General features: G+C 52.8%; 11 protein-coding genes. 9 read left to right on the forward strand and 2 right to left on the reverse strand.

Annotated features, from left to right (window positions below):
• The first annotated feature begins 21 nt into the window (after positions 1-21).
• The 6 genes from ctaD (at position 22) to BLP78_RS00950 (ending at position 6,966) form a co-directional block, all read left to right on the forward strand.
• Positions 22-2,049 (forward strand): cytochrome c oxidase subunit I, encoded by a 2,028-nt coding sequence (ctaD, locus tag BLP78_RS00925; RefSeq protein ID WP_090455433.1) that lies wholly within the window; start codon positions 22-24, stop codon positions 2,047-2,049.
• Positions 2,042-2,641: a cytochrome c oxidase subunit 3 gene (locus BLP78_RS00930; protein ID WP_090455435.1), complete on the forward strand. Its 600-nt coding sequence runs from the start codon at positions 2,042-2,044 to the stop codon at positions 2,639-2,641. Before ctaD ends, BLP78_RS00930 begins: the two co-directional genes overlap by 8 nt.
• 67 nt (positions 2,642-2,708) lie before the next feature.
• On the forward strand, positions 2,709-3,107 hold the full coding sequence (locus tag BLP78_RS00935) for a hypothetical protein (protein ID WP_256329932.1): 399 nt from the start codon (positions 2,709-2,711) through the stop codon (positions 3,105-3,107).
• A gap of 104 nt (positions 3,108-3,211) precedes the next feature.
• Complete coding sequence (locus BLP78_RS00940; RefSeq protein ID WP_256329934.1) at positions 3,212-4,465, forward strand: c-type cytochrome; 1,254 nt, start codon at positions 3,212-3,214, stop codon at positions 4,463-4,465.
• Between the two features lie 1,006 nt (positions 4,466-5,471).
• Positions 5,472-5,870 carry a hypothetical protein gene (locus tag BLP78_RS00945; protein WP_256329935.1) on the forward strand — a complete coding sequence of 133 codons (399 nt, stop codon included), beginning with the start codon at positions 5,472-5,474 and terminating at the stop codon, positions 5,868-5,870.
• Between the two features lie 160 nt (positions 5,871-6,030).
• Positions 6,031-6,966 (forward strand): pyridoxal-phosphate dependent enzyme, encoded by a 936-nt coding sequence (locus tag BLP78_RS00950; RefSeq protein WP_090455443.1) that lies wholly within the window; start codon positions 6,031-6,033, stop codon positions 6,964-6,966.
• Positions 6,967-7,218: 252 nt separating this feature from the next.
• Here BLP78_RS00950 and BLP78_RS00955 read toward each other — a convergent pair whose 3' ends face one another.
• A complete protein-coding gene (locus tag BLP78_RS00955) occupies positions 7,219-8,019 on the reverse strand; it encodes a cytochrome c oxidase assembly protein (RefSeq protein ID WP_090455445.1) in 801 nt (266 codons plus the stop codon).
• A 136-nt stretch (positions 8,020-8,155) separates the two neighbouring features.
• Positions 8,156-8,797 (reverse strand): SCO family protein, encoded by a 642-nt coding sequence (locus BLP78_RS00960; protein ID WP_143002856.1) that lies wholly within the window; start codon positions 8,795-8,797, stop codon positions 8,156-8,158.
• A gap of 269 nt (positions 8,798-9,066) precedes the next feature.
• Between BLP78_RS00960 and BLP78_RS00970 the strand changes: the two genes are divergently transcribed.
• The 3 genes from BLP78_RS00970 (at position 9,067) to BLP78_RS00980 (ending at position 12,508) form a co-directional block, all read left to right on the forward strand.
• On the forward strand, positions 9,067-10,599 hold the full coding sequence (locus BLP78_RS00970; protein WP_090455609.1) for a 2-isopropylmalate synthase: 1,533 nt from the start codon (positions 9,067-9,069) through the stop codon (positions 10,597-10,599).
• A gap of 117 nt (positions 10,600-10,716) precedes the next feature.
• Positions 10,717-11,952: a YihY family inner membrane protein gene (locus BLP78_RS00975; RefSeq protein WP_090455451.1), complete on the forward strand. Its 1,236-nt coding sequence runs from the start codon at positions 10,717-10,719 to the stop codon at positions 11,950-11,952.
• A gap of 31 nt (positions 11,953-11,983) precedes the next feature.
• Entirely contained in the window at positions 11,984-12,508 is a 525-nt protein-coding gene (locus BLP78_RS00980) for a TlpA family protein disulfide reductase (protein ID WP_090455611.1), read from the forward strand.
• Positions 12,509-12,540 lie beyond the last annotated feature (32 nt).

Here is a 12,540-nt window from a genome sequence, read left to right on the forward strand (position 1 = left end):
GAATGTATGGCTACCTCTGACATGACGCATAACCCAGCGGACGACCGTAGCCACGGCGCCCATTCAGGCGATGACCGCCTGAGCCGCGTGCCGGATTTTGGCCGCGCACCGATTGGTTCGGCTGCCGAAGCGCACCTCGCTCATACCTGGGAATCGGCCCCTGGTTGGCGCGGCTCGCTCTCCACGGTCGATCACAAGACGATCGGCCTGCGGTATATCGTCACGGCGTTTGTTTTCCTTCTGATCGGCGGCGTCGAAGCCCTGATCATGCGCGTGCAGCTCTCCGGACCGGACCTTACGCTGTTGACGCCGGAACAATACAGCCAATTGTTCACGATGCACGGCGTGACGATGATCTTCCTGTACGCCTTGCCGATATTGTCGGGGTTTTCCAATTATCTCTGGCCGTTGCTGCTAGGCTCGCGCGACATGGCATTTCCCCGCCTGAATGCGCTCTCTTACTGGGTCTTCCTGTTTGCAGGCATATTCATGTATGCGAGCTTCCCTATCGGCCAGGCGCCGAACGCCGGCTGGTTCAACTACGTTCCCTTTGCGGGCCCCATCTATAACACCGGCCCCAATATCGATGTCTTCGCACTCGGCATGGTGCTGCTGGGAATATCGACGACTGTCGGATCGGTCAATTTTGTGGTTACGCTATTCCGGATGCGGGCGCCGGGCATGACAATCAATCGCGTACCCATACTGGTCTGGGGCACGCTCACCGCATCCGTAGCCAATCTGCTGGTCATCCCCGCAGTCAGCCTCGCGTTTTTTCTTCTATGGCTGGACCGCCAGATCGGCACCTACTTCTTCGACGTGGTCAATGGGGGTAAGCCGCTGCTGTGGCAGCACCTCTTCTGGATTTTCGGCCATCCGTGGGTTTACGCGATCGTGCTTCCGGCGATGGGCATCGTTTCGGACGCATTGCCCACGTTTTGCCGCCGCCCCCTGGTGGGTTATGCAATGATGGCCCTTGCTACCATGGCGACCATGCTGCTTGGATTCGAGGTATGGATCCATCATATGTTCGCCACCGGTTTGCCGACGGTGGCCCTATCGATTTTCGGTGCCGCCAGCATGGTCATTTCAATTCCGAGCTCAGTCGCGGTGTTTTCGTGGATTGCAACCATCTGGCTCGGAAGGCCGGTGTTCAAGACGCCGTTTCTGTTCTTTGCCGGATTTGTCCTTCTGTTTGTCATCGGCGGCTTATCGGGTGTGATGACGGCAGCCGTATCGCTCGATTGGCAGCTTAACGAAACCTACTTCATCGTCGCACATTTGCATTATGTGCTGCTGGGCATCAACGTGTTCCCGGTCATCGGCGGCATCTACTACTGGTTTCCCAAATTCACCGGCCGCATGATGGATGAAAAGATGGGCAGATGGAGTTTTTGGGTCATGTTCATCGGTTTCAACGTAGGGTTTTTTCCGATGCACATATCGGGTCTACTGGGCATGCCGCGCCGTATCTATACCTATTCATCGCGGATGGGCTGGGATACGGTCAATATGATCACATCCATCGGGTCTTTCGTATTTGCCCTTGGTGTCCTGATTTTTCTTGTCAATGTTGCGATCAGCCTCAAGCGTGGGGTTCGGGCAGGCCCAAACCCATGGGATGCCGCCTCGCTGGAATGGTCCATCCCTTCGCCACCCCCCGCCTATAACTTTGCCGTCATTCCCGTTGTCGCAAGCCGGCATCCGCTATGGGAGGGCCGGCTTAATGAAAACGGGAAAAATGGGGAAAGCGGGAATCGTTCGAGCCTTGAAGAAGGCTATCTGCTGATGGAAGGCCGCGAAACGATGGGCACCTCTCCGATCGATGCGGTACCGGAGATCATCCTGAAGATGCCCGATGACTCCTATGCGCCCTTCTTCGTCGGGTTGTTCGTTTCGCTGGTGTTCGTTGGCATGCTGCTTCACTGGTGGAATTTCACCGTGCTCATGATTATATTGACCATTGCCGCGCTTATCGTCTGGATGTGGCCCAGAAAAACGCTTGCTCAACGCTTGCCTGACGCACCACGGCGGGAAGCCCATGGTTAACGCCGATCAATTGCTGGTACAGCCACTGCCCGTAGGGAGCAAGGGAAAACTATCGGGTGGGTGGTGGGGCGTTCTGGCGCTGATCGTGACGGAGGGATCCCTATTTGGATATCTGCTGTTTACTTACTTCTATCTCGCGTCCCAAGCGGAACAGCATTGGCCGCCGGCAGGTTTGCCCGACTTGCTCCTGCCCGGCATAAATACCGCGATTTTGCTTCTGAGCAGTGTCTGCGTTTGGGCAAGCGAACGCTGCATCCAGAAAAAACAGATCCAGTGGGCCATGGCGGCGATGGCGCTCGCAATCGTGCTGGGTGCCTGTTTCGTCGGAATTCAGCTCAATGAATGGGATAAAAAAACGTATGGCATGACTTCGGATCTGTATGGATCGCTGTATTTCACGATCACGGGATTTCATCTGCTTCACGTCGTCATCGGGCTGGCCATCCTGTTGCTCCTGCTGGTGTGGATATCGTTCAGCTACTTTAACGAGAAACGCCATGTCGCCGTCACTATCGGCGGGGTGTACTGGCACTTTGTCGATGTTGTCTGGCTGTTCGTTTTCACTACCCTTTACCTGTTTCCTTACCTCTGAAATTCAAATGATCTTTACCGGCAAACAGGACATAGCGAAAGAACATCGTGCTCCTACTCATGATTCGGTGAGTACATATAGAACATTGCTGGCACTTTTTGGTGCGCCAACGTTCTGGGTAGGCCAGATGTCTTTAAGCGAACCGCTTGCCGCCTATACTTGCTATCCGCATCAAGTTCCGCTCTCCGCCCCGTTGCTGGCCGACTTGTCGGTAATCCTGGCAATGATCAGCCTGATTTGCCTGGCGGGTGGCTTGATTTCGGGATATGTCGCGTGGAATCTATGGCGACGGGCAAGTCATCGGCCAAGCATGTCAGGAGCAGGAGAACATGCCTTCGAAGCAGATGGAGGACAGACACGATTTCTGGCAAGGCTGGGGACAATGTCGAGTTTCGTGTTTATCGTCGCAATTTTATTTACCGCGTGCGCTGTTTTATTGGTGCCGCCTTGTAGCTCCTGGATTTAACAGGGATGAAGATATCGGGAACGGCACTCAGGGATTGGACAAACCGGGCTTTAGCTACAGGCCGTTCATGGGTTGCATGGGTTGCCTCAATTGCCTTAGGGGGGATGATTGTCGCAAACGCCCAGGCTGCCGATCCCGAAACCATCGCCCTTGGCGAATATCTTGCCAAGGTGGCTGATTGCGCCAGTTGCCATACAGCCGGGCCGCATCACCCCCCTTTTGCCGGCGGCCTGCCGATCAATTCGCCTTTCGGGGTTATTTATTCAACGAATATCACGCCAGATCCAGCCACAGGCATTGGCCGATACAGTTACGCCGATTTTAGCCGTGCCGTTCGCGAAGGCATCGCCAGGGACGGCAGACGCCTCTATCCGGCTATGCCTTATGCCTCGTTCGCAGCGGCGACGGAAAGCGATATGCAGGCGTTATATGCTTATTTCATGCAGGGAGTGAAGCCGGTTCATCATACGCCTCCCCAGACCAGGCTCGTTTTTCCCTTCAGCCAGCGCTGGGGCCTGATGTTCTGGAGCGCGGCATTCGCCAATCAGAAGACATACCAATCACGCACCGACCGCGATACGCAGTGGAATCGCGGCGCTTACCTCGTGCAAACTTTTGGCCATTGCGGCGCCTGCCATACGCCCCGTGGCCTGGCTTTCCAGGAAAAAGGATATTCGGAATCATCGCCGGACTACTTGAGCGGCGCAGAGATAGATAACTGGTTTGCCGGAAACCTGACTGGAACAGATTCATCGGGTCTGGGCAGATGGTCCGAAGCGGACATTTCCACGTTCCTGGAAACAGGCCATAACAGACATAGCGTCGCCTTTGGCAGCATGATCACCGTTATCGAAAACAGTACTCAGCATTTACATAAAGCTGATCTGAATGCCATTGCACATTATCTTAAATCCCTGCCGGCGAAGAAGGGAAAGACGTCCTACAAACCGCCCGCCATGCAAGGCCAACTCGTCCTGACCGGGGCCGTTTCGAACCAATTTGAACGCCCGGGTGCGGGCCTCTACTCGGGGTTTTGCGCCAAATGCCATCGAGATAATGGCACAGGCAAGTCACCGCAAATCCCGCGGCTTGGCGGTAACGCGATGGTTCTCTCCGAAAATGCGTCCTCCCTCGTTCGCCTCGTGCTGGAAGGAGGAAAAGCGCCACTGACGAAAAACGGGCCGAAACCAAAAAAAATGCCGGCTTATGAAAAAAAGTTTTCTGACCGCGAGATAGCGGACGTCCTTACCTTCGTACGCAATAGCTGGGGGAATGCAGCACCTGCGGTGACAACGCGCGATGTATCCTTATTGCGAAAAGCGCTGCGCGAAGATCGGCTCCCGCAATCGGCACCGTGACGGGTTCCATCGCTTTTCGATGGATGCAACGCGAAGACATGGTGCCTATGGTAAAGAATCTGGACGAGGACAGATGGAGCAGTTATCGAGAGAAGCTCGAACAGCGGTTTAGCCAGGATAAGAGGTGATACGAGCGCAGGAAATTCGATTGCTGTAATTGCTTATCCAGTGATCATTTGGTCCTCTTACGGATTAAACCTAAATCCGGTAGTTGACCGCTTATTTAATAGATCAGCATCATGATTAATAACAATATTTCATATTATTTGACGCTCACCTTCCGGGTGGGGACGCTACGGGGAGAATTGCACAGTTTTTGCGGCGCATGGTTGCGTTGCAACTCCTTGGAATGGAACGGCGCCCCGAAGCGTCGCCCGAGGGGCCCCGCGCAGCGGGGATCGGGCAGCGCAGGGGATGCCGCGATCGCGCTCCACACGCAAGGGGGCGCCCGCATCCCGCTTCGGGGTCGCACCTTCCTGCGGAAGGCACTGCTCCGCCCTGCGCGGTCGCATTCCGCGTCGTTGCGCCTTGCCCTGCACCCCAAAAACCGTACACTTCACCCCGTCCAACTACCGGATTTAGGTTAAAGATGCTGTGATAGACGATCAATCAAAAATCAGCGGTATCTATTGAGAGGATTGTGGGGGGTTTAAACCAGCTCTCACCAGGGCTAGCTCTAGTGAGAGATCGGCCTTGCTCGCTCACCCCTGCCTTCGTTAAAGCTCGAGCAGCAAGAGTGAGGGGGGACACTATTTTTTGGCGTATTACGGGGGAACTGCAGTTAGGACTTAAGATCCTAAATATATAACCAAAATATTATGATAACAATCAAAACACGTGACTTTTATTTATAGTAATACTGAGTACAATTATGAAGCTTCTTCATGCATTGTGCATCAGGGTTCCACCTAGTATAAAACCAGAGTTTCCCTAATGTTCCAGTGTCATGGACCGCATTAGGATGGAGCGGCTTTCACTTCATCCATTTCATTGGAGCCTGCCTATCATGCAAAAAGAAATAAGGAAGTTTGTAGCGGCTATATCCACGCTGGGCCTACTAGCGAGCTGCTCGGAGACTGGTTTAATCGAAGCAAAAAAGGAAGACACGAGTGTGTCCGCACAAAATATCAGGCCTTTTGTCGACCACGACGGCCTCGCCAGGCGGTATGAAAGCCGGGCGGGGAAACTGCTGGAAATAGCAGCGGAACACGAGAAACGGCTCCAGTATTACGAGGACAAAAGCTACCTCTACGGGAGACACGAGCAGGATTCACACGCGCATGCCATCGCCCTGGTGCAAAAATACAAGCTGGCGGCAGAAAAAGCCACCGAATCTGCTTTTCACCACAGGATGGTGTCGCAACTTGCGAAACGCGATTATATTGCTTCGAGCGCGCCACATTGATTTGGATTGTCCCAGGAACTCAACGGCGAGCCCGGCTGGAACTGGATGCACGGCCCCCGTTTCAGCAAAATTTGAATAGCGCCTGGAATGAATCAATGAGCGGCGATTCCATGTTTTTAGCGCAGTTCCCTGCCGTATTCGTCAATTATATTTCTTTTGAATGCCGCTACATATTGAAACACCGCTAATTGAATCCCATTTGATCAGCCATAAAGTGGGTCAATCCATTTGGCTGAAAATGGAGTCCGCCCAACCATCCGGTTCTTTCAAAACCCGAGGAATCGGCTATGCATGCGAGGAATATTTAAAACGAGGAGCAAAACGCTTCATTGCGTCATCGGGCGGGAATGCGGGGCTGGCAGTTGCTTTTGCTGGACGGCGCCTTTCGGTACCTGTAATCATCGTGGTACCTGAGACAGCTTCAAAGCGGGCGGTGAATTTGATGTGTTTGGAAAATGCGGAAGTTATAGTCCAGGGGAAGTCTTTGGACGAAGCGCACCGATTTGCACTGTCACTCATGCAACCCGCCGATGCATATATACATCCTTTCGATGACCCGCTGATTTGGAGAGGTCATGCCAGTCTAATTGATGAAATATCCCGTGCTGGTCTGAAGCCTGACGCAATTGTTCTGTCAGTTGGGGGCGGCGGCCTCCTGTGCGGTGTCATAGAAGGATTGAAGCGGAATGGAGGTGCCGATGTGCCCGTCATCGCTGTTGAAACTGAAGGTGCGGACTCCTATGGGAAATCCTTAAACGCAGGATTCCTTGTCGAGCTTGCAAACATATCGAGTATTGCGACGACATTAGGGGCGCGCATGGTTTGTGCACAAGCATTGGCATACTCAAAAAATCACCGAATCGAAAGCGTTGTGTTGCCGGACCAGATGGCTGTTTCTGCTTCTTTGCAGTTTTTGCAAGATCATGGAATTGTCGTTGAGCCTGCTTGCGGCGTTGCGCTCGCTGCGGTGTACGAAAAAGTTGCAGCGTTATCAGAGTATAAAACGATATTGGTTATCGTATGCGGCGGCGTTGGTTCTACCGCTGACGACTTAGTTGAGTTGGCACGTGTGAAATGTGACGTAGCAAAATATTAAGTACTCAGTGTGCCTCATTCCCAAGGAGGACAAGGTAGAAAACGTTTGGTAAGAACAATTAATTTATTTTCCTGTTTTACCCTTCATGAGTAGAACCAACCCACGAATTCCGTCAAGGATTCACGGATTCACGCGCTCCCCAATCAACGTGGGGCGAGGGGCTTCAGCCTCCCTTGCAGCGGCTACATCTTTTGCGCTGTCGTGGGTGGTGTTTCACGGGCTGTTGTCGGCGTGCCGAAACAGCCCGTACCGTCAGTGTTTTTGCCGCATCAACTCCCCGCGCACTACAATCAAGATACCAATCGCGCTCATCATCGCGCCATGAATCCATAGAATTATTCCACCGATTTGCTGATCCGCTATCGCGCTCAACCCTCCGATCGCGCGGCCGCAAATCGTGTATATCGGGTAGAGTTCGCTGGAAGCGAAGAATATCATTGCGCCTATCACGATTTGTGGTGGAATGACTGCGAGCATCATGGAAATCCGCGAACCCGGCGATAGCCGGACCGAAAATACGGGCCCACGATGAAGAACGATCCCCCAGAAGAATAAACCGTTTATAAACATGCTCCAGTTCATCAGGCGATACAAACGCCAGTCGATCATTGCGGTAAAGTGGATGGAAGGCAATAGCCAGAAACCGATGAGTCCGCAGAACAGGGTGACGGCCACGACGGGATTACATAAGGCAGACAAGAGATATTGAGCCGGCTTCCACTCTGCGATGAGACGGCACGCTCGCTGGCCAACCTCGGGCATGCCCGCCCGGAGCATAGCCACAGGACTGCTCAGCACGATGAGGAACGGTCCAAGGTGATGTAATACCAGATGCTGAAGCCGATGGATGAAGAATTGATGCTCGGCGTAATAATCGAACTGCGTGTGAGAAACCAGATAGGTAAAGCCTAGTCCCATCCAGAAATATAGTTTCTGCTGAAATCGTGGGTTGCTTCTGGCGCAACCTCTCAAAAATAGCACGGCCACAACGACCGTGGTAATAAAAACGGGCGCTGACTCTTCCCAAGGGGTGAACCAATACAAAAAATCCATTACCGGACAGGTTCCAAAGGTGTCGTTCGGCGCACTCTCGCAATAAAACCGGCCTTATTCCCGCGTCAATCTTATTTCAAGCACATGCAGTGAGTTGGCGTTATCTGGGTTGGGTTTTACCTATTTGGGTTTTTACCTAATGAGCTGTTTCAAGCAAGCGTCGCAGGTCTTGCGCCAAGTGCGCGTCGGAGTCTGCGGACGTAGCCAGCAGGCGCGCTCGACCTCGTGAATCAAAGATATACACCGCATCGCCATGATCGATATCGCCGGCTTCGCCAATCTTTGAACGAGGACGATAAGCGGCTCGATATTGTTTCGTAAGCCGTTCGATATCGCTTGTGGTCCCGGTGAGTCCAATTGCACGGTCGGGATCGAATTGTGTGACATAACGGTGGAGGACTTGCGGCGTATCGCGTCCTGGATCAAGTGTGACAAACAGGATGCGTATCCGGTTCGCATCGTTTCCCAACGACTGCATTACGCGCGCGAGGCGAGCCATTGAAACGGGACACTCGGAATCGCAATTCGTAAACCCGAAATACATCAATAATAAATGCCCTTCATAGGCCGTGGGCGTTACAAGCCTGCCGTTATCGGACGTCAGGGAAAAATTCAGGTCCGGGAGATGGCCGGTGACCTCTTCCACATGCCAGGATTTCTGGGAAATGCACGCGCCCAGGGCAAATGCGGCAAACGCTGTCATCAGCGCCAAAATAAACCGGCCTGATACGGAACGTCCCTTTCTGATTACACCCTTGCTCATCGATAATTTTTTCAAGAATTATTCATGGCGGAGTTCGCGTGTCTGTTTCAATATAGCATTCAATATCGCTATTGCACGAATCGAGGAAACCCTTTATATTTCTCGAATGAAGCAAACAAACTACATTTCCCCGCTTCGCCTTTTACACCGCCCGCAGCTTCTCGCACGACCGCTGCTGCGCCTCGCGCGCTAATATTATTCCCCCTCTCTAGTTTTTATCCTGCAGAATCGATTCCTGGATTCTGTATCGCAGTTCAAGTATGCTTTCAAAAACGGAGAAGTCATTGAAAGATCACTTAATTATTTTTGACACCACGCTGCGCGATGGTGAGCAGAGTCCCGGTGCATCCATGACCAGAGAAGAAAAAGTGCGTATCGCGCGGCAACTGGAGCGCATGCGTGTGGATGTAATTGAAGCAGGTTTCCCGGCCGCGTCCAACGGTGACTTCGAGGCGGTAAAGGCGGTAGCGGATTCGATCAAGGACAGCATTGTCTGTGGCCTCGCCCGCGCAACCGAAGCCGATATCGACCGCGCTAGCGAAGCTTTGCGGGGTGCGAGTTCGGCACGTATTCATACTTTTATTGCCACCTCACCCATCCATATGGAGAAGAAACTGCGCATGTCTCCAGACCAGGTGGTGGCGCAGGCGGTAAAAGCAGTGAAACGGGCGCGTCAATATACGGATGATGTGGAATTCTCACCCGAAGATGCAGGCCGCTCGGATATCGCATTCCTCTGCCGTATTCTGGAGGCGGTTATTGATGCGGGTGCCACCACCGTGAATATACCCGACACCGTGGGCTACACGATGCCGGAGCAATTCGGAAAACTCATTCATACGCTGCGCGAGCGTATACCCAATTCCGATAGGGTGGTGTTTTCGGTGCATTGCCATAACGACCTCGGGTTGGCGGTCGCAAATTCCTTGTCGGCAGTCATGAACGGGGCGCGACAGGTTGAATGCACTGTAAATGGCCTGGGTGAGCGTGCCGGCAACGCTTCGCTGGAGGAAATCGTGATGGCGGTACGGACTCGCCAGGATTTTTTCCCCTGCGATACACGGATAGATACGGTTCATATCGTACCCGCAAGCAAACTGGTATCAGGCATTACCGGTTTTCCGGTTCAACCGAACAAGGCCATCGTCGGCGCCAACGCGTTTGCTCATGAATCCGGCATACATCAGGACGGCGTGCTCAAGCACCGCGAAACGTACGAAATCATGCGGGCTGAGGATGTGGGCTGGGGCGCCAACAAATTGCTGCTAGGCAAACATTCCGGACGCAACGCCTTTCGCAGCCGTTTGGCGGAGCTCGGGATCGAACTGGAATCAGAAGAGGTGCTCAACGCCACATTCATGCGTTTCAAGGAATTAGCGGACAAGAAGCACGACATCTTTGATGAAGATCTGCATGCGCTGGTTTCGGATGACGCCATGACCTTGCATGAACACTATAAGCTTCTGTCGCTCACGGCCCATAGTGAAACAGGAGAAACGCCCCATGCGAGTATCGTGATTGCAGAAGAAGGCAGGGAATCACGTGCCGAGTCGGGCGGAAGCGGTCCGGTCGACGCCACTTTCCGGGCAATCGAAAAAATCCTGGCCAGTGGCGCCGAGCTGCAGTTATTCTCCGTTAATGCCATAACGAGCGGTACCGATTCGCAAGGGGAGGTCACGGTACGATTGCAGAAATCCGGCCGCATCGTCAATGGCAACGGTGCAGATACGGATATTGTCGTGGCCTCTGCCAAAGCCTATCTCAGCGCACTCAACAAACTTCACAGCAAGCTCGAGCGGGCTCACCCGCAAGTGTAATCGAGGCCTAAAAGGCAGCATCATGGATCAGATGCAAGATCGGTGGTCTTGCTTCAAAAGCATAGGATACGCATTGAGTTTTTCTCTCAATCCTGTCGACCAGTTTCACAACGACCCATGAAATCCTCGCGGCCACTGGATTTTATACGCTATGTTCTTGTGCGCTTTTTTCAGCATAACTGCACGCAGATCGCCGCTAGCCTCACCTTTACGACACTGCTCTCATTAGTGCCATTGATCGCTATTGCGCTGTCTGTCGTGGCGGCATTTCCCGCCTTTGGAGAAATGTCGGCCCAGATAAAGACATTTATCCTCACTACCATGATGCCGGAAGCGGCAAACAAGGTTATTGCGGTATATATGCAACAGTTCGCCGATAATGCGGTAAAACTCACTGCCATCGGCACCGCTTTTCTGGGCGTGACGGCACTTGCCCTCATGTTGACGATTGATAAAGCGTTGAATTCCATCTGGCGCGTGACGCGGTTGCGTCCGCTCTTGCATCGACTGCTCATCTATTGGGCTGTGCTGACCATCGGCCCGTTATTGATAGGCGCAAGCTTGTCGCTTACTTCCTGGCTGATCGGGATATCCATGGGCCTGACCCGGGATATTCCAGGCATTGATGTCGCGCTTCTGCAATTAGGGCCGCTAATGCTGACAAGCATTGCATTTTCGGTTCCCTATCTTATCGTGCCTAATCGTCAAATTTCGTGGCGCCATGCCGCAGCCGGCGGCTTGGCCGCGGCGGTGGGATTTGAGATAATGAAACAAGGATTCGCTTTTTACATTACCCAGTTTCCCACTTATCAGGCAGTATATGGAGCATTCGCCACTATACCCATATTTCTGATGTGGATTTATCTCTCATGGCTGATGGTGTTGCTCGGCGCTGTGATTGCCGCTTCGCTGTCGAGCTGGCGTTTTGGCGATTGGCAGCATGACCCGACAGCACAGGGTAAGCAGTTCCTGGATGCATTACGCCTGTTGCAGGTATTGGGCGAAGCGCTCAGGAAAGGCACAGTTGAAACCTATTCCAGTTTGCAACAACATCTAAAACTGAATCTGGAAGAAATGGAGCCACTACTGGCGCTGCTGAGTCAAGCGAATCTGGTTCAGCAGGTAAAAACAGGAGGGTGGGTTCAAATAATCGACCCCGAGCAGGTTACGGTGGCCGATATTTATCGCCTCTTTACATTTCGCCCCGAGGCGCTGCGGTCGGCAGCGGCAGGTAATTTAGAGCTGGAGCGTCTGCTGGAGGATATCACGATGGGTATGAACGAAAAAATGAATGTATCGCTAGCGCAACTTTTTGCGCCAAAACCCGATAATGAAGAGCATGTTTTCGCGTGACTATTCTTTACAAAAACGGGTTCAGCAAGAAATGATTCGCCACCTTTCTCTCGCGCTGTGCCTGTTGATTTCGCTGCCGGTTAGCGCGCAAGCAGTTAACGCCCAGACAACGGGCTTTACGTTCACGGACCATACAGGAAAAAAGCTCACGCTCTCCGACTATAAGGGCAAGTGGGTATTGATAAACTTCTGGGCGACATGGTGTCCGCCGTGCCTGAAAGAAATTCCGGATCTCGTGTCGCTCTACGAGAGCCGAAAGAAGGATGTCATGATAATCGGCGTAGCAATGGATTATCGCGATCCGAAAACCGTATTGAAATTCGTAAAATCGTTGTCCATTTCCTATCCAATCGTACTTGGCGACAGAAAAATTGCCGCGCAAATCGGCCCGGTGTCCATGCTGCCCACCACGTACTTATTTAACCCGGAAGGCAAGCCGGCAGCCTATAAGGTAGGGTTGATTTCCCGCGAAGACCTGGAAGAATTCATGCGGGAAGATTCCCGTGATGCAAAGGGTGCACGCTCTGACAAGGCACTAAACCAAAAAGGCAGGTAATTCCTGCGCTGAATCCTTATGCCTGAAAGCTA

Origin of the sequence: Nitrosospira sp. Nsp1 (genome assembly GCF_900100985.1) — a bacterium.
Lineage (GTDB): Bacteria > Pseudomonadota > Gammaproteobacteria > Burkholderiales > Nitrosomonadaceae > Nitrosospira.